This window comes from Streptococcus fermentans (assembly GCF_040888305.1).
GTDB classification, from domain to species: Bacteria; Bacillota; Bacilli; order Lactobacillales; family Streptococcaceae; genus Streptococcus; species Streptococcus fermentans.
Genome location: NZ_JBFNFG010000009.1, coordinates 68,186 through 86,971, shown reverse-complemented (window position 1 = coordinate 86,971; position 18,786 = coordinate 68,186). Strand labels below are relative to the sequence as shown.

At 39.4% G+C, this 18,786-nt stretch carries 15 protein-coding genes; 4 read left to right on the top strand and 11 right to left on the bottom strand.

The features are described 5' to 3' along the window. Positions 1-44: 44 nt before the first annotated feature. From fusA to rpsL, 3 genes are all read right to left on the bottom strand, one after another. The gene (gene fusA, locus AB2B50_RS08485) at positions 45-2,126 is read right to left on the bottom strand and encodes an elongation factor G (protein ID WP_320693215.1); all 2,082 of its coding nucleotides are present in this window, start codon (positions 2,124-2,126) and stop codon (positions 45-47) included. A 274-nt stretch (positions 2,127-2,400) separates the two neighbouring features. Then, a complete protein-coding gene (rpsG, locus tag AB2B50_RS08480) occupies positions 2,401-2,871 on the bottom strand; it encodes a 30S ribosomal protein S7 (RefSeq protein WP_000087876.1) in 471 nt (156 codons plus the stop codon). Positions 2,872-2,890: 19 nt separating this feature from the next. After that, positions 2,891-3,307, bottom strand: coding sequence for a 30S ribosomal protein S12 (gene rpsL / locus AB2B50_RS08475; protein ID WP_001142333.1), 417 nt, complete (start codon positions 3,305-3,307; stop codon positions 2,891-2,893). Positions 3,308-3,650: 343 nt separating this feature from the next. On the opposite strand from rpsL, the gene AB2B50_RS08470 reads away from it, so the two are divergent. Then, positions 3,651-4,091 (top strand): LytTR family DNA-binding domain-containing protein, encoded by a 441-nt coding sequence (locus AB2B50_RS08470; protein ID WP_060955207.1) that lies wholly within the window; start codon positions 3,651-3,653, stop codon positions 4,089-4,091. Further along, a complete protein-coding gene (locus AB2B50_RS08465) occupies positions 4,088-4,546 on the top strand; it encodes a DUF3021 domain-containing protein (RefSeq protein ID WP_320693214.1) in 459 nt (152 codons plus the stop codon). The genes AB2B50_RS08470 and AB2B50_RS08465 overlap by 4 nt, the downstream gene beginning before the upstream one ends. 40 nt (positions 4,547-4,586) lie before the next feature. Here the strand turns inward: AB2B50_RS08465 and mutS are convergent, their stop codons facing one another. After that, entirely contained in the window at positions 4,587-7,121 is a 2,535-nt protein-coding gene (gene mutS / locus AB2B50_RS08460; protein ID WP_320693213.1) for a DNA mismatch repair protein MutS, read from the bottom strand. Positions 7,122-7,168: 47 nt separating this feature from the next. After that, positions 7,169-7,615: an arginine repressor gene (gene argR / locus AB2B50_RS08455; RefSeq protein WP_001231485.1), complete on the bottom strand. Its 447-nt coding sequence runs from the start codon at positions 7,613-7,615 to the stop codon at positions 7,169-7,171. Positions 7,616-7,757: 142 nt separating this feature from the next. Between argR and argS the strand changes: the two genes are divergently transcribed. Beyond that, on the top strand, positions 7,758-9,449 hold the full coding sequence (gene argS / locus AB2B50_RS08450; protein ID WP_320693212.1) for an arginine--tRNA ligase: 1,692 nt from the start codon (positions 7,758-7,760) through the stop codon (positions 9,447-9,449). A 1,187-nt stretch (positions 9,450-10,636) separates the two neighbouring features. Further along, positions 10,637-10,885, top strand: coding sequence for a MarR family transcriptional regulator (locus AB2B50_RS08445; protein ID WP_320693211.1), 249 nt, complete (start codon positions 10,637-10,639; stop codon positions 10,883-10,885). Positions 10,886-11,201: 316 nt separating this feature from the next. On the opposite strand, the gene nrdI is transcribed toward AB2B50_RS08445, so the two are convergent. The 6 genes from nrdI to AB2B50_RS08415 all read right to left on the bottom strand — a co-directional run bounded on the left by nrdI (position 11,202) and on the right by AB2B50_RS08415 (position 18,777). Next, positions 11,202-11,669, bottom strand: coding sequence for a class Ib ribonucleoside-diphosphate reductase assembly flavoprotein NrdI (gene nrdI, locus AB2B50_RS08440; RefSeq protein ID WP_320693210.1), 468 nt, complete (start codon positions 11,667-11,669; stop codon positions 11,202-11,204). 74 nt (positions 11,670-11,743) lie between these two features. Continuing rightward, positions 11,744-12,277: an ABC transporter permease gene (locus tag AB2B50_RS08435; RefSeq protein ID WP_320693209.1), complete on the bottom strand. Its 534-nt coding sequence runs from the start codon at positions 12,275-12,277 to the stop codon at positions 11,744-11,746. 61 nt (positions 12,278-12,338) lie between these two features. Continuing rightward, positions 12,339-13,625, bottom strand: coding sequence for a response regulator transcription factor (locus AB2B50_RS08430; protein WP_320693208.1), 1,287 nt, complete (start codon positions 13,623-13,625; stop codon positions 12,339-12,341). 2 nt (positions 13,626-13,627) lie between these two features. Then, the gene (locus AB2B50_RS08425; protein WP_320693216.1) at positions 13,628-15,301 is read right to left on the bottom strand and encodes a sensor histidine kinase; all 1,674 of its coding nucleotides are present in this window, start codon (positions 15,299-15,301) and stop codon (positions 13,628-13,630) included. Further along, positions 15,279-15,893, bottom strand: coding sequence for a YesL family protein (locus tag AB2B50_RS08420; protein ID WP_061863454.1), 615 nt, complete (start codon positions 15,891-15,893; stop codon positions 15,279-15,281). The genes AB2B50_RS08425 and AB2B50_RS08420 overlap by 23 nt, the downstream gene beginning before the upstream one ends. Positions 15,894-17,496: 1,603 nt before the next feature. After that, positions 17,497-18,777 (bottom strand): hypothetical protein, encoded by a 1,281-nt coding sequence (locus AB2B50_RS08415; RefSeq protein ID WP_320693207.1) that lies wholly within the window; start codon positions 18,775-18,777, stop codon positions 17,497-17,499. Positions 18,778-18,786 lie beyond the last annotated feature (9 nt).

The following is an 18,786-nucleotide window of genomic DNA, read 5'->3' as shown; positions in this document are numbered from 1 at the left end:
GATGTTAGCTTTTATTCAACCCACTACAGTTGACAAAGAGCCAATTATTCTTCACCTTTGTTTTTCTTAATGATTTCTTCTTGTACTGACTTAGGTACATCTTCGTAGTGGTCGAATACCATCATAAATGTACCACGTCCTTGTGATGCAGAACGAAGAACTGTTGCATAACCGAACATTTCAGCAAGTGGAACGTAAGCACGAACGATTTGGCTGTTACCGTGTGCTTCCATACCATCTACACGTCCACGACGAGCAGTTACGTGACCCATAACATCACCAAGGTTTTCTTCTGGAACAGTGATTGTTACAAGCATCATTGGTTCAAGGATAGCTGGTTGTGCAGTCTTAGCAGCTTCTTTAAGTGCAAGAGATGCAGCGATCTTGAAGGCAGTTTCAGATGAGTCGACATCGTGGTATGAACCATCGTAAAGCTTAGCTTTAACGTCAACCATTGGGTAACCTGCAAGAACACCGTTAGCCATAGATTCTACCAAACCTTTTTCAACCGCTGGGATAAATTCACGAGGAACCACACCACCGACGATTGCGTTTTCAAATTCGAATCCTTTTCCTTCTTCGTTTGGAGTAAATTCAATCCATACATCACCGAACTGACCTTTACCACCAGACTGACGTTTGAAGAATCCACGTGCTTGAGTAGGAGCACGGAATGTTTCACGGTAAGATACTTGAGGAGCACCTACGTTCGCTTCAACTTTGAATTCACGACGCATACGGTCAACAAGGACGTCAAGGTGAAGCTCACCCATACCAGAGATAACTGTTTCACCAGTTTCAACGTTAGTTTCAACGCGGAATGTTGGATCTTCTTCAGCCAATTTTTGAAGGGCGATACCCATCTTGTCTTGGTCTGCTTTAGATTTAGGCTCAACCATCAATTGGATAACTGGTTCTGGAACGTTAATTGACTCAAGGATGATTTTAGCTTTTTCATCTGTCAATGAGTCACCAGTTGTAGTATCTTTCAAACCAACGGCAGCAGCGATATCACCTGAGTAAACAGTGTCGATTTCTTGACGGCTGTTAGCGTGCATTTGAAGGATACGTCCGATACGTTCACGTTTACCTTTAGAAGTGTTCAATACGTAAGAACCTGATTGAAGAACACCTGAGTAAACACGGAAGAATGTCAAACGACCTACGAATGGGTCAGTCATGATCTTGAAGGCAAGAGCTGCAAATGGCTCTTCATCAGATGCTGGACGAGTTTCTTCTTCGTCTGTATCTGGGTTAATACCTTTGATCGCTGGGATATCAAGTGGACTTGGAAGGTAGTCGATAACCGCATCAAGCATCAATTGAACACCTTTGTTCTTGAAGGCAGAACCACACAATACTGGGAAGAATTCAACGTTGATAGTCGCTTTACGGATACCAGCTTTCAATTCTTCGTTAGTGATTTCTTCACCTTCGAGGTATTTCATCATCAATTCTTCGTCAGTTTCAGCAACTGCTTCGATCAATTTTTCACGGTATTCTTGAGCTTGCTCAAGGTATTCAGCTGGAATGTCTTCTTCAAGAATATCTGTACCAAGGTCGTTAGTATAGATTTCAGCTTTCATCTTGATCAAGTCGATGATACCACGGAAGTCATCTTCAGAACCGATTGGCAATTGAATTGGGTGTGCGTTTGCTTGAAGACGATCGTGAAGTGTGCTTACTGAGTAAAGGAAGTCAGCACCGATTTTATCCATTTTGTTGGCAAATACGATACGTGGAACTCCGTACTCAGTCGCTTGACGCCAAACTGTTTCAGTTTGAGGCTCAACACCTGATTGTGAGTCAAGAACTGTAACCGCACCGTCCAATACACGAAGAGAACGTTGTACTTCGATTGTGAAGTCCACGTGTCCTGGTGTGTCGATGATGTTTACGCGGTGGTTGTTCCATTGAGCTGTTGTCGCAGCAGATGTGATAGTGATACCACGTTCTTGCTCTTGCTCCATCCAGTCCATTTGTGACGCACCTTCGTGAGTTTCACCGATTTTGTGGATTTTACCAGTGTAGTAAAGGATACGCTCAGTTGTAGTTGTTTTACCAGCATCGACGTGAGCCATGATACCGATATTACGAGTTTTTTCAAGTGAAAATTCGCGTGCCATGAGGTTTGTTTCTCCTATATTTTTTTATTTCTATTCTATTATAACACGATTTAATAAAAACGGATAGGCAGGACCTACCCGTTCTCAATGTTTATCTTGTTATTGTTGGTTTCAACTTGTAGATAAGTTGAGTTGTACTCGAGCTAAAGTTAATTAGCCGATTTGAGCCGGAACGGGATGCTGTGTGAAAAAGATAAACTTCCTTGTATTCGTCGAATACTGCGTCAGTTTCCTATTTTCACTTTGCATCCTTGCCGTTCCTAGCATCATGATTTTACCAACGGAAGTGTGCGAAGGCACGGTTAGCTTCAGCCATACGGTGAGTGTCTTCACGTTTCTTAACTGCTGCACCAGTGTTGTTAGCAGCATCCAAGATTTCTTTTGCAAGACGGTCTTGCATTGTGTGTTCACCACGAAGGCGAGCGATTGTTACCAACCAACGAAGTCCAAGTGTTGTACGACGTTCTGGACGAACTTCAACTGGGACTTGGTAGTTAGAACCACCAACACGACGTGCACGTACTTCAAGTACAGGCATGATGTTTTCCATAGCTGTTTCAAATACTTCAAGTGCATCGTTACCAGTAACTTCTTTGATTTGCTCAAAAGCACCGTAAACGATTGAAGCAGCTGTACCACGTTTACCGTCAAGCATAACGCGGTTGATAAGACGAGTAACTAATTGTGAATTGTAAAGCGGATCTGGCAATACGTCACGTTTTGGAGCTCTATTTTTACGACTCATTTCTCTTTATCCCCTTTCCTTATGCTTTTTTCGGACGTTTAGTACCGTATTTAGAACGGCCTTGTTTACGATCGTTAACACCTGCAGTATCAAGTGCACCACGGACGATATGGTAACGTACCCCTGGAAGGTCTTTTACACGTCCACCACGAAGAAGCACCACGCTGTGCTCTTGCAAGTTGTGTCCGATACCTGGGATGTAGGCAGTAACTTCGATAAGGTTGCTCAAACGTACACGAGCAAATTTACGAAGGGCAGAGTTAGGTTTTTTAGGTGTCATTGTTCCAACACGAGTTGCAACACCACGTTTTTGTGGTGAAGAAACGTTTGTTTGAACTTTTTTATGACTGTTGTAACCAACGTTCAAAGCTGGTGATTTAGATTTTTCTACTTTTGATTTACGCGGTTTGCGAACCAATTGGTTAATTGTAGGCATCTACATTCTCCTGTGTTTTTTTATTTTTGGTGATGATACACTTGGTGACAGCTATCATCTGTGTGTACTTTTGCAACATTTGTCAGCACGTCCCTGTACACTCTTGAGAGACCAAAAGTAAAAAGTACCGTCTATTATTGTACCACGTTTTTTCTATTTTTGTCAATATATTTCTTCTTATTTTTTGACTTCTTTACTCTAAAAATTCTATGAAAACGGTCACCTGCCAGATAGACTCTTCAACCGACCACATAGACAAACCTTCTTGTAATTGTCAACAAAATGGTGTTTAATAGATTTGTAAGTAAGAGATCTCTATTACAACTTTTACAAAGGAGAAAATATGAAAGTTAGACTTGACATTGATCAACAATACGCCGAAGAACAAATCATCATAGAAGCACCATCTTTGTCCCCCAGAGTTCAAAAAGTTCAAGACTTTGTTCAATCACTGGATCAAAACGAAACTCTTAAAGGAAAATTCCAAGACCAGGTCTACTTGATTCAGATTAGTAAGATTCAACGTATATATATTGAAAATCGCAAAGTCTTAGCTGAAACGGATAGCCAAACCTATGCGCTCGACATTCGTCTTTACCAAGCAAGTGAAATTCTACCTGCTTCCTTTATCCAAATTTCCCAATCGGAAATTGTCAACATCGATGCTATTAGTCATCTAAAACTAACCTCTAACGGCTTGATTGAAATCTATCTAAAAAATGACAGTTTCACCTACTCATCTCGCCGTTACCTCAAAGCTATTAAGGAGAAATTAGAACTATGAAAAAACAAATTTTCCACGATGCCGCAACCGGTATCCTCATCGGCCTCATCCTATCTATTATCTTTTCTTTTATCTTTTCACCAAGCAACTATGCACCACTTAGCCCCAACTCTTTGATTGGCCAATTCATGATCCAACAACAGGTACATGGCGCTCTAGTTTTGCTCTACTGTTCTATCATCTGGGCAGCTATCGGAGTCCTCTTTAGTTTTGGTAGCCGTCTCTTTGCCAAAGACTGGAGCCTTCTTCGTGCTACTGTCACTCACTTCTTCCTCATGCTATTAGGTTTTGTTCCTCTAGCAATTCTGGCAGGTTGGTTTCCACTTCGCTGGACTTTCATCCTTCAACTCATCCCAGAGTTTGCCATCGTCTATCTCATCATCTGGTCGATTCTCTACAAAAGAGAATCAAAGAAGGTTGCCCACATCAACCAATTATTGGCTCAGAAGAAATAATGCAACAGAAACCCACTCACAGGACTGAGTGGGTTTTGATTTATAATTTTTGTTTCCATTCTAACAAGAGGTTCATGGCTTGCATCGGTGTCATGTTGTACACATCTACTTTAGCCAATTCTGCTAGAATAGGATTTTCTTCCGCCGAGTCAAATAGGGAAATTTGTTCAGAGACTGCATGTGTTTGTTTCATTGGAGCAGGACTTTCCTGACCTTGACTCTCTAATTGAGTTAAAATTTCATCTGCTCTTTTCAGTAAGTCTACCGGTAAACCTGCAATCTTAGCTACGTGAATACCGTATGATTTATCAGCTGGTCCTGCTTCGATCTTGTGAAGGAAGGTAACTTGTCCATTTTGCTCAAGTGTAGCCACGTGAACGTTAACCAGATGTCCCAGACTAGTCTCCAAACTAGTCAATTCATGGTAATGAGTCGCAAAGAGAGTCTTGGCTCCGATATGTTCATGAATATACTCGATAATTGCCTGGGCCAAGGCCATGCCATCATAAGTTGCCGTTCCGCGTCCAAGCTCATCAAAGAGAATGAGAGAATTCTCAGTCGCATGCGCAATGGCATTATTGGCTTCCATCATCTCGACCATAAAGGTTGACTGACCTGACACCAAGTCATCTGCTGCACCGATACGGGTAAAAATCGCATCAAAGATAGGCAAGTGAGCACTTTCTGCCGGAACATAAGATCCTATCTGGGCCATGACTGCTGTCATAGCTAGCTGGCGCATATAGGTTGACTTCCCGCTCATATTAGGCCCTGTAATCAGCTGGATGCTAGTATCTTCACCCATTTGGATACTATTGGGAATATAGGTTTGGGCTCCCATGACCTTCTCAACGACAGCGTGACGACCTTTTTGAATGTCAATTTGCGAGTCCTGACCAAACTCTGGACGAATCAGGTGTTGATTTTCTGCTACCACTGCCAAGCCTTGTAAGACATCGACAGTAGCAATTCCTTGGGCTAGGGCTTGCAGGCGTTGGATATACTTCCCAACCTCCTCACGGATCCGCATAAAAATTTCGTACTCTAGGTTTGCTGATTTCTCACGCGCTTCTAACATTTCTCCTTCGATACGAGCCAACTCCTCTGTCCCAAAACGCTCCGAGTTTTTCAGCGTAGCCTTACGGAAAAAGTGGGCTGGTACGTTACCAAGCTGCGAATTGGTCACATGGAAATAGTAGCCGTCTTTTTTATTGTAGTCAATCTTGAGCGTACTGATGCCAGAATTTTCTCTCTCCTTAGCCTCAATCTCAGCAATCCAGCTGGTTCCTTCTCTCAGTACCCGACGATACTTGTCCAAGGTCTCGTCAAAACCAGTCCGAATAATACCACCTTCGGTAATCACATGAGGAGCCTCAGGAGCAATGGCTGCGCTAATAAGACTTTCCAACTCAGAAATAGGATCTAATTGTTCAATCAGATAGGCAAGAGCTGGTTGCTCCATTCCTTCTAAAATTGCTCGAATTCGTGGAACACTTCCCAAGGTAGTCGCTAATTGTAAGAGGTCTTTAGGATTGCTTTTCCCAAAAGACACACGACTAGCCAGACGCTCAATATCGTAGACTCCCTTGAGGCTTTCTGTCAAATCACTGCGCTCAAAGAAATAATCTAAAAAGACCTGTACAACCTCCTGACGTTCAAGGATACGATCCTTGTCAATCAAGGGACGGTGGATCCAAGAGCGCAAAAGACGCATTCCCATGGCAGTCTTAGTTTCATCTAGCAACCAGAAAAGACTCCCTTGTTTCTTGCCAGAACGAGCATTTTCTACTAGATCTAGACTAGCCTTGGTTGCATAATCCATCTGCAAGAAATCCTTAATTTCATAACGGACAACTGGCTTCAAGTGATTCAACTCTCTCATCTGAGTCCGATGAACATACTGAAGAAGCTTACTGCTGGCAGCTTGTTCAATAGGCGCCAAGCGTGGATCCAACAGATGTATGTCTTCAAATAATTCTTTCTCATAAGAAAGCACCAAATTCATTTGACGGCTGAGAATCTGTTCTTCCTCTTCAGTTAAGGCATAGCCGATGACAACTTCTTTTGCCTTAAGATTTCGGATTTCACCACAGACTAGGGTAAAATCCAATAAACCTGTCACATAGAAATCACCCGTCACTAAGTCCATGTATGCCAAACCAAATTGCTGACCGTCACGGTCGATAGCCACCAAAAAGTTGTTTTGACTATCTGGTTTACTACTATCGACGACTGTACCAGGGGTAATCACCTGCACAACCTCGCGCTTAACAACCCCTACTGCCTGCTTAGGATCCTCCATCTGCTCAGCAATGGCAACCTTGTAGCCACGCTCCACTAGGACATCAATATACTGTTGCGCTGAGTGATAAGGAACTCCAGCCATGGGAATAGGATTGTCAGCATTCTTATTGCGACTGGTTAGTGAAATTTCTAGTATCTGGGCAGCATTGACTGCATCTTCGTAAAATAACTCATAAAAATCACCCATACGAAAGAGCAAAAAAGCATCTGGATATTGTTTTTTTATATCCACATACTGTTGCATGCCAGGTGATAATTTTTCTGTCATCATCCATTCTCTCCTTGTTAAAAATAGTCTTGAGAGAGACTCCCAAGACCTTATCTATCCTTCATCAAATCTAACAAACGATCTTCCATGAGTTTAGCAACATGCTGATCTCGGCAGATTACCAAGAGAGTATTGGCACCCGCAACTGTTCCTAAAATCCATTCATCCTTGTTGGCATCGACAACATTGGCTAAAACTGCGGCTTCACCCAATTTAGTGTGCAAAACTAAGGTAAACTCAGCTCTTGCTACACCTTCCAAATGATGGGACAAGAACTCAACCAGGTCAATCTTCTCTGTCTCATTTGCTAGTACGTAGTAGACCTTATCATTTTTCTTAACCTTGGTCAAGCCCAATTCGCGAAGGTCACGCGACAAGGTCGTTTGCGTCACAAAAACATTGCGTGCTTCCAACCGATCCTGGATCTCTTTTTGAGTCCCTAATTTTTCCTCAGTGATCATCTGCTTGATCAACTGATGACGTTCTCTTTTTCTCATAACATCCTCTCGAGTGAATATTTATAACATTTTACAACTATTTAATAAGAACATTATACCAAAAAAACCGAATATTTCAAAAAAATTCTTATCATTCCTCAAAATTGTGATAAAATAGAAGAAAAGTCCAAAGGAGTTTATAATGAATACAAAACAATTGATTGCTAGCGAATTGGCTAGCGTCATTGACAGCCTGGATCAAGAGGCTATTTTAAATTTACTAGAACAACCCAAAAACTCTGACATGGGAGACATCGCCTTCCCTGCCTTTACTCTAGCAAAAGTTGAGAGAAAAGCTCCACAAATGATCGCAGCAGATATCGCTGAAAAAATCAATAGCCAAGCCTTTGAAAAAGTCGTCGCTACTGGACCTTATGTTAACTTCTTCCTTGATAAAAATGCCATTTCTGCTCAAGTATTACAAGCTGTTATCACTGAAAAAGAACACTATGCTGACCAAAATATTGGTAAACAAGAAAATGTTGTTATCGACATGTCTAGTCCTAATATTGCTAAACCATTCTCTATTGGTCACCTGCGCTCAACTGTTATCGGAGATAGCTTGTCACATATTTTCCAAAAAATCGGTTATCAAACAGTCAAGGTCAACCATTTAGGAGACTGGGGTAAACAGTTTGGAATGCTGATCGTTGCCTACAAAAAATGGGGCGACGAAGAAGCTGTAAAAGCTCATCCGATTGATGAACTTCTTAAACTCTACGTTCGCATCAATGCTGAAGCTGAAAATGACCCTAGCTTGGATGAAGAAGCACGCGAATGGTTCCGTAAGCTTGAAAATGGAGATGAGGAAGCTCTCGCTCTTTGGCAATGGTTCCGTGATGAAAGTTTGGTGGAATTTAACCGCCTTTATAATGAATTGAAGGTTGAATTCGACAGCTACAACGGGGAAGCCTTCTACAATGACAAGATGGATGCAGTTGTAGACATCCTTTCTGAAAAAGGACTTCTTGTTGAGTCAGAAGGTGCCCAAGTTGTGAATCTTGAAAAATATGGAATTGAACATCCAGCACTTATCAAGAAATCTGACGGTGCAACTCTCTACATCACACGTGACTTGGCCGCTGCCCTTTACCGTAAAAACGAATACCAATTTGCTAAATCTATCTATGTCGTTGGTCAAGAACAATCTGCTCACTTTAAACAACTCAAGGCTGTCTTGCAAGAGATGGGTTACGATTGGAGTCAAGATATTGTCCATGTTCCTTTTGGATTGGTAACAAAAGAAGGCAAGAAACTCTCTACTCGTAAAGGGAATGTTATCTTGTTAGAGCCTACTGTCGCAGAAGCCATCAGCCGTGCCAAAGCGCAAATTGAAGCCAAAAATCCGGAACTTGAAAATAAAGACCAGGTTGCTCATGCTGTTGGAGTTGGAGCCATTAAATTCTATGACCTTAAAACTGACCGTACAAATGGATACGACTTTGACCTTGAAGCTATGGTATCCTTTGAAGGCGAGACTGGTCCTTATGTTCAATACGCCTATGCTCGTATCCAATCTATCTTGCGCAAAGCGGATTTCAAACCTGAAGCAGATGCCAACTATAGCTTGAATGATCCTGAAAGCTGGGAAATCATTAAACTCATCCAAGATTTCCCACGTATTATCAACCGTGCGGCAGATAACTTTGAACCTTCTATCATTGCTAAATTTGCAATTAGCTTAGCGCAAGCCTTTAACAAATATTACGCTCACACTCGTATCTTGGATGAAAGTCCAGAACGCGACAGTCGTTTAGCCCTCAGCTATGCAACTGCAGTTGTCCTCAAAGAAGCCCTTCGTTTGTTGGGTGTAGAAGCACCAGAGAAGATGTAAATCGCCAAAGTTACTTGATCGCGAAGCAATCTAAGTAACTAACGCCAAATCCTATAAGGGATTTGGCTAGGCGCTTCACTAGTCTTTCGATAGAAATATTATCGATTTCTACCGAAAGACGTCGTAATCTTAAAGTTACTGGAACTAAAGTTCCTAATTGTTGGACGCTAGCCGCTTTTATGCGGACTAGCTAACTGCTTCACTAGTCATAGCCCCTAAATATAATCGATTTAGAGGGCCACGACGTCGTAAATGAGGCGAATTGCCTAAACGCTTCACTAATTCACCTAACCAAATAATATCGATTTCTACCGAAAGACGTCGTAATCTTAAAGTTACTGGAACTAAAGTTCCTAATTGTTGGACGTTAGCCGCTTTTATGCGGACTAGCTCACTGCTTCACTAGTCATCGCCCCTAAATATAATCGATTTCGAGGGCCACGACGTCGTAAATGAGGTGAATTGCCTAAACGCTTATCTAATTCACCTAACCAAATAATATCGATTTGGTTAGGCTCATGTCGTAGACTTTTAATCACTTTATTGTAAAGCAATCTAAGTAACTAACGCTAAATCCTATAGGGGATTTGGCTAGGTGCTTCACTAGTCTTTCGATAGAAATATTATCGATTTCTACCGAAAGACGTCGTAATCTTAAAGTTACTGGAACTAAAGTTCCTAATTGTTAGACGCTAGCTGCTTTTATGCGGACTAGCTAACTGCTTCACTAGTCATGTTCTCTAAATGTAATCGATTTAGAGAACATGACATCGTAACTATGGCGAATTGCCTAAACGCTTCACTAATTCACCTAACCAAATAATATCGATTTGGTTAGGCTCATGTCGTAGGCTTTTAATCACTTTATTGTAATGCAGTCTAAGTAACTAACGCCAAATCCTATTCAGAGTTTGGCTAGGCGCTTCACTAGTCTTTCGATAGAAATATTATCGATTTCTACCGAAAGACGTCTCAATCTTAAAGTTACGGGATTACAGAGCGATTTAAGCAACCAATCCTAAACCTCTACGGACTTTTATTTGGTACTAGGGGCGGAGGGCATTACATCTACTATTTTAGATTAGCGATCACTTGCCTAATTTCTATATTGTCCTTACTTGAAAAGCGAAAAATCTTTTTCGCTTTTCTCTTGCTATTAATTTCTTTATCACTTAGGGAGAGATTTTATGAGCCAATATGCTTATATTTTAGTTGTCATCAGTCTTGTCGCTCTTTTTCTCATCAACAAATACGAAAAGGAAAAACTACAAAGACTTCTACAAGAACAGCTGTTAAAGGATGAATCTTTTCGCGCTACTATCAAGGAAAAGATTCAAACAACAGAAAACATTAACGATGTCATCGACTACATCAATAAAGGATATCGTTTGGGAATTATGATTTCAAAAGAAATTATTGAAGACATCAGAAAATAAAAAAAGGATTCGAGATAGTATTTCTCGAGTCCTTTTCTATTTTTTCCTGAGAACTATGATTCCCACCAATATAACAATCCCTAATGATGCCATGGTTCCGTATGCTGACAAACTTTCATCAAGAAATTTCTCGCAGAACTGCAACAGGGCGATCGCTAAGAGTAGCAAGGCACTGCAAAGCATAATATCCTTGAAGCTTGGTTTGCGTCTTATATACTTTAAAAATGATCTCTGTAATTTACTCATTTCGACTGTTTCCTTTTGAAGTAAATCCTTTATTCATGGAATAAAACTCTTTCTCAGAAAATCTGACCTCTTACAAAGCTTCTAATTCATAGAGTTCCGCAATAATCCCTGCGACCTTCTTGATATCTCCCAGCATACCACGCATCTCAAAGTCTGCTAGAACGGGGAATCCGAAGCGTTGGCTGTATTGTTTAGCCGTCAAACAGTATTGGTTGTTGAAGTTACGATTGCCTGATCCTACGACACCAAAACACTTGCTGGCATTGTCACCGTAAGCGATAAAGTCCCCTACTGGAGTGGTCAAAATCTCCACATCACCATTGTCAACTCCATTGCCACCTTCTAGATAAGTCGGTAGAAAAGCGACATATGGATTGGTCATCTCAAAGAAATTCTCTCCCTCCTTGACCAAATCTTTAATATGGATCTTTTCAACTTCAATATTCTCATACTGTTCTAATAAGTAAGCTTTCAGACGTGTGACGAAACTTTCGGTATTTCCACTCAGACTGATATAGACTAAGGAAATTTTTTTCATGCTCTCCTCCTTCTTTTTTGAATTCAAAAAATAACTACCAAGATTGTATCTTGATAGTTATGCTTTGTCAACTCTTAGGCTAGTTCTTCCTCTTCTTGAGCTTCTGTTAATTCTTTTTGCTGACGCCACATTTTATAGAAGACGATTGCTAGGAAGATAACATTGAGTACGATCCCAAAAATGGCTGAACCTTTGGCACCAAGCTCCGCTCCCATACGGATGTTAGGGTCTGTAAAAAGTGAAACCGCATCCTGAACGCCGATAAAGTTGTAGATAGAACCAACGATGGCAACGAAGACATAAGCAAGATAAGTGTAGTTAGCCAATTGGATGTTTTTACGAACAAGGAAAACGAAAGCCACAACAACTAGAATAACAGATAAGACAACCAAGAGAATGCTGAAGACAGAATGACCATGCTCCGATACCTTAATGGTGTAAGCAACGAGCTCCTTAGCATAAGTAGCATTAACACCTGATGCTGATGTTTCTAGATTGCTCATACCCTCCGCAGTAGGTACTGGAGATATGATTCCAAATAGTGACATTGCTGAGAGTAAGGCTGAAAAAATCAGTAATACCCATAGATAGATTGGTTTCTTTTTCATCAAAGCAACCCCCTTATGTTTTTTAGTTTATTATAGCATATTTTAACAAGCAAAACAAATCCTACAAGTTTGCTTCCACCTGCTTACGGTAGGCCTTAGGAGACTTCCCACATAGTTTTCGAAAGACCTTATAGAAATAGCCTACATTACTGTAACCAACCGTATAGCAAATATCCTCAATACTATCATTTGTAGATAGCAAGAGCTGCTGAGCTGCCTTGATACGTTGCTTATTGAGAAGCTCTGCAAAGGTGGAATTGGTTTCCTTCTTGATCAACTGACCCAAATAAACGGGATTGATAAAGAGATCCTTGCTGATATCCTTGAGGGAAAGTTCTTTTTTGTAGTCTCTACCAATGACTTCAAGCACGCTGACTACATTTTCATTCATGCGGTATTGACCAAAGAAGGATGTCAAGGTTTCCTTGGTATAAGCGACTAAGTCCTCAAAAGTTGTAATGGCATGAATGTTCTTGACAATATCTGTCATGTCGTCTGCCTTCAGATGTTCAAAAAGATGGAAAACATCCATGACAAACTGGGTAAAGAGCTGCTTGGTAATGGATACCCTCGGTGTGTTTTCTAAGACAATCTTCTCAAGTAAGGTCAACTCCTCGATAATCTGCTGGAGATTCCCCTGGATAATCACTCGATAGATGGGCTCGTAGTAAGAAAAGAGACTTTCAGACTGATCTAAATTGACAGAGCCATAAAAGAGAGTCTTTTCAATATCACGCTTCCATTTTTCAAAGTTGGATTGATAAGGTGCTTCAAAAGGCATGACCAACAAGCCCTCAAATTCCTGATCAGCAAGGACGATCTGCCAGTCTTGACCTAGAACGTAGTAAGGAATGACAAAATTCCCTTGTTTTTCTTTTGAAAGTCCGATCCACCAATTTTCTTTTTGGCTGAGATGAGTCTTGAAGGCTTCTTCATCGAGTTGCTGACTCAATATTTCTGGCTCATGAGATTTTTCACCAAGCTGACTGGCAATCTTTTCAAGCAAGCGTTCAAGTTCAACCTTGTCGACTGGTTTGACCAGATAATCAACGACATTGAGATTCATGGCTTTTTTGACATAGTCAAATTCTTGGTAACCTGAAAGGAGGATATAGTAAGCATTTGGCAACAACTCCTTCATCTCCCCAATCATTTCAAGCCCTGTCTTGTCAGGCATATTGACATCTGAAATAACAATATCGACGGGATGTTCTCGAACGTAGTCCAGAGCATCGTCAGCATGATTGGCTGTTGCAACGACTTCCATATCCCACTTATCAAAAGGAATCAAACGTTTGAGTCCTTCTGTAATCATGTACTCATCGTCCACTAAAAGTACTTTATACATCTTTATCCTTTCTCTTCATTTTGAATAGTAATTCGATAGCGAACACCTTCTTTTTCAACAGATTCTACACTAATATCATACCGGTCACCAAAGTAGAGTACAAAGCGCTCATGCACATTGACAATCCCAATGGACTGTCGTTTCCCACTATAATCCACTGTATGTTCAAAGGTTCTTTGAGCTAATTTATCCTGGATCTCTGCTAGCTTATCAGCAGGCATTCCACGCCCATTATCGGTTACCAAGATTTCGACATATCCTTCTTTTTTCAAGGCCTTGATACTAATCACATTATCTGTACGTCGATGATCAACTCCGTGGGCAAAATAATTCTCCACCAAGGGTTGGAGGGTAAATTTTGGAATGCGCATTTCTTCCAATCCAGGGTCAATCTTAAATCCGTAAGCAATGGATTTTGGATAACGCACCATACAGAGATAACTATACTTCCGACAAAATTCCACTTCTTGCTTTAATGTTGTTTCTCGTTCGTCAGAGATGTTGTTGCGCAGGAGACTACTGAATTCGTAGATAATATCCGCTAGTTCATTTTGGTTTTCCATGACCGCGTACATCCGTAAAAACTCGAGGGTATTGTACATGAAATGTGGATTTATCTGAGCTTGTAGGGCGCGCATATTGGCATCTTTTTGACTCAGTTCAAGCTGGTAAATATCATGGATATTTCTCTCCAATCGATCCAACATATCATTTGTTGTCTCAGCGATTAAAAGTAATTCCTGGTCTTTTTTCGTGAGATCAATTCTTTTACCTTGCTCCCCTTGCGCAATATCATGGATAGTTTCCACTAGGTCAACAACTTGGGTTTGATACTTCGAAAATGTTTTTTTCAAGGTTACATATAAAATAACGATAAAGAGGAGACTCAAAGCAAGAATAAAAATCGAACTAGTGATACTCCCACTAAGGACATAATCCCTCGGAACTGCAACCTGAACCTGATAACCATGAGCTGTCTCATCTTGCACCCATTCCTCTCGATCACTTTTTTCACCTTGGTGAAACATATCCGTTTCAAAAGGAGAGGTGATGCTCACAGCAATTGGGATATTTCCTCTGGTATTGTCAATAGCCTTATAAAAAACATCGGAAGATACAGAGACATAAATAACACCAAGAGCTTGATCCGATACTGGATCGGAAACGGGAATGGCGAAACTATTGGCATCTGGCTTAAAGGCATCTGCAGAAACCTTGTAACCACTACGATTGTCCCTCTTCGAAACATAAACTTCTGTCGAGTCTTGCAAGACAATGGCTACACCCGTTACAAAATCATTGCGCACATAGAGGTCATCGATATTTTCATAAATGGATACAGATATATAGGGCGATGCTTTACGCTCCAGTTGCCAATAGAAATAATCTGGTGTACTGAGGCTAAAATACTTATAAATTCCCTCGATTCGCGCTTGATTATCTACTAAACTTTGGGCTGAACGCGCTGATTCTCGATAATAATACTCAACCTCACTCACTGTCCGAGTCAAAACCCGCTGGGAAACCTGTCTTGCTTCTTTTTCTCGACTATCCCAGTTCACATAGGAAATCAACAGAGCAAAACTAGCAATGATGACAATCATCACCCAAGTATAGGTTCGAAGGAGTGAATGAAGCCAAAATTGTTTCATTCTATTTGGACGCCAATTTTTCATGAATGCTTTCATAAACAGGCTCCAATAAATCACTAATAAAGAAATGCCACATACCAATCCCTACAAAAATGATAAGGGCTGGCATATAAAACCCAATAATGGCTAACAAGACGCTACCAAGAAGAACTTTAGCCACTGCTGACAAGCTCATAAAAATTCCGATAAAGGCAAGCTTTAAGGTATTTTGATAGGATAAGTCAAAATAAACTTGTAATTTTAGAGAAACTGTATAAGCCAAAAAGACCAAGGCTACCAGAAAGATATTCAGAAAAGTTGCTGCCAAGTGGATAATGGTCTGATGCGGCAATTGGATCATGAGATACAAACCATAAATCAAGATCAAGTCAAGTCCCATAAAGGTGTAGAAACTGAGATTGCTTTTAATAAAATTACTCTTGTAAAGAGTCCAAGCCTCTTTAAAACCATAGGCACGGTAAGAATAACCATGTTCTGCAAATAAACTCATGATAGTCGCACTAGCTGGTGCTATACCAAAAACCACACCTCCTGCTAGTGTCAATAACCAAAAATAAGCAGTTGCAATCATCCCTAAAAAGAAACGATGAAAGACTAGCTCAATAAAATTTCCCACGGTTTGCCTCCAAAAAAAATAATCTAGAACTATTATAACATATTTCAAGCGCTCTCAAAAATAGGAGGAAAGAAAAGGTAGTGAGAGTTGAACTCATTATCACAAATTATAGTTAAGGAAGTGTTTCCCATGATGAAACAGATTAAATCCCACTTGAATAGGAGTATACAGATCATCCTTAGTCAAAAAGTGAGTTCGTAAAACAAGGTAAACAGGCCTCAACGCGTCAAAGAAGTTTATCACATGAAACTATGATTCGTACAATTCTGGGAATGGAAGAGAATCATTATCAAAAATTACTGGATGCTAAATTGGCGACTTCAAATTCAATCTTTATCCAAAGATACCGTTAGATAAAACCCTTCCTATTTAAAGAATTCACAAGACCTATTCCACTCAATTATGCTCTTCCAATATTCGCTTCAGATGGGAGTGATATCTATGTTCCTCGGAATCCCATGGATACAGAAACATCGACACCAAATCTTTTTGAAAGCTAGTTGAAGCTTTGACCTTGCTTTCTCAATTCATATATTTGAACTTTATCTTCTTAAGTTAATTTCATAATAAAAATACCCCAAAAGTTTGATTTTTTCTGTCTAACTTTTGGGGTGCAGTTCATTTCTTTTGTTAGCTTTTTTCCTATTTTATTGAAGATTCGAGAGCGCACTAAAAGTACTTCCAATAGTTAGTTATTTATTAATTATTGGTTCGTTGCTTTATAAGCACAATATAATATAGAAGTGACAACTCTCTATATCTTCTCTGATATTCCTCCACTCTAGTAAAAGAGCTCTATTTTTTAAAAATTCCTCCTGCCCCATTGCCAGAGCTTTCACTGTAAGTATATAATCTAAAAAATTTATATACAAAAAGACCGAGAAATATTGTTGGCCTTTTTTTGTGTCTAATTTTAATAATCAATACCGATTAAAGAAAGGAGGTTTGCACACATGAAAGAAGACTAAGCTATTCTTTTTCCATTATTTCAAATTTAACCCATTACTGAAGACGGCTTGAGACATGTAAAATTCATTGTTCCTCCGTCAGCGTATAAGGCCAATGTTTCCTTGTTTCTTTTCGTCGTTCTAAGTCACATATGAAAAGGACAAGAAAATATCAAAAATTATTAATAAAAGAGAAGAAAAAAACTCCAAGCAAAAAAGCAAAATGACTGGGGGCCAGTACTGAAACTCTTGGATCAAGAATTTGAAAACTCACTTAGACAGGATTCTCATTATCATTTAACTAGTCTGAATAAAATCGTTTCGGATGATGGAAAATACACTGAATTAATAGATTTAGTGCGTAACAATGATTCTAATCCATTAATAACTTTAACAATTTTTACCAAAACCACTGTGAGGGGAACCTTCACAGTAGTTTTACTCATTGTTTTCTCAAGTTAAATAGTTAGATAACTCATGTTAAAAATATAATACTTTGCGTAGTTAGTCTTTTATTACACTATCATTCAGACTTTCGTAACTCAACAATATAACTATGAGTATTCTTTTTAAATTTTGAAAGTGAATAACTTAATTAATTATCAAAATCATCATTGGCACTTAAATCAACTTATTTATGGTTTCATCCAGAAATATTAATAATCATCAACCCAAGTTTGTCCCTCTCCCAAAGAAAAACCGTGTTCTTCAGCTGTCGCAATTTTTTCTGCAGAAGCATTATGACCTTCAGGTAAATTTCTAATATGCTTGCTAGCGTGATGTGAGCCAGTTTTTTCGACAATTTGTTCTCCAACTAAATTATACTCTGATTGATAATTAGATTTATAACTAGAATCACTTATATAGTCATCAGCTTCTTGATTTGAGATATTTTTTATCAAAAATGTAACAACACTAGCACCTATAGAGAGAACTGCCTCTGGATTGTTTGCCATCCACTCTATAGTATGACTACCAACTTTCTTAGCTACCTCAATGCTATTGTTACTTATCATCTTAGCTTTACGCCAGAATCTATTGGTTTTCTTGTTCTTTTCTTTGACATCAGAGCTCGTTAAATTTGTTCCTTTTGCATTTTCTGAGCCAGAGTTAATATTATTTTCTACCAAACTAGCATCTTCAGTTTCTGGGTTAAAAATAGTTTTTGATTCATTTGAAAATACTATCCAATCCAAAGTTCGACTATTTAAAAGTTCCCCACTATATAATTTTGTTTTCAAGTTTTTTACATCAATATCCTTAATTCCAAGATCAGTCTCAGTACCTGGATAGATTTCAAACTCTATAAACTTTAAATAGTCAGAAATCACCCTCAAAATATCTTCATTATTCCAACAAGTTTCCAATGCTTTTTTATTAGGGAACTTTCTTTTCAGTTCTTCAAACTCATGTTTTTGTTTCTTAGTTAATTTTTTCATCCCAACGTCAGTAGTAAGAATACCATCCACATCAACCATTGGTATCTCATATCTGTTTAGAATTATCTTTTTCCATTGGTTAAAAACATAAGTACTTCCACCACTCTTAACATCTGGACCTGGTAGCGCTTTGAAACTATTACCAATTTTTATAATATGAAGAAGGTCAGCCTTTGACGATGGATCCGGATTAGTTATTGTCATCACTACTGATCCTTTATTTTTAAGAGCATTATATTCTGCACAAACCAACCATTCAGTTAATATCCCACGAAATAAGCTTAAATCCTTTTTCCCATCTCTTTCTCTTAGCAACGTTAACCCTCTAGATAAACTTTGTGGTGTTCTAACAATTTTATCAATCACTTCATCAGAGTAATTTTTGGTGGAATACGTTCTGACAGCTTCTTTAACACATCCAATTATTTCATCCGGAATCACGTACTCAGCATTCAGTAAGTTCAAAATTTTTTCTCTATTTTCAATTGACAAACCCATAATAATACC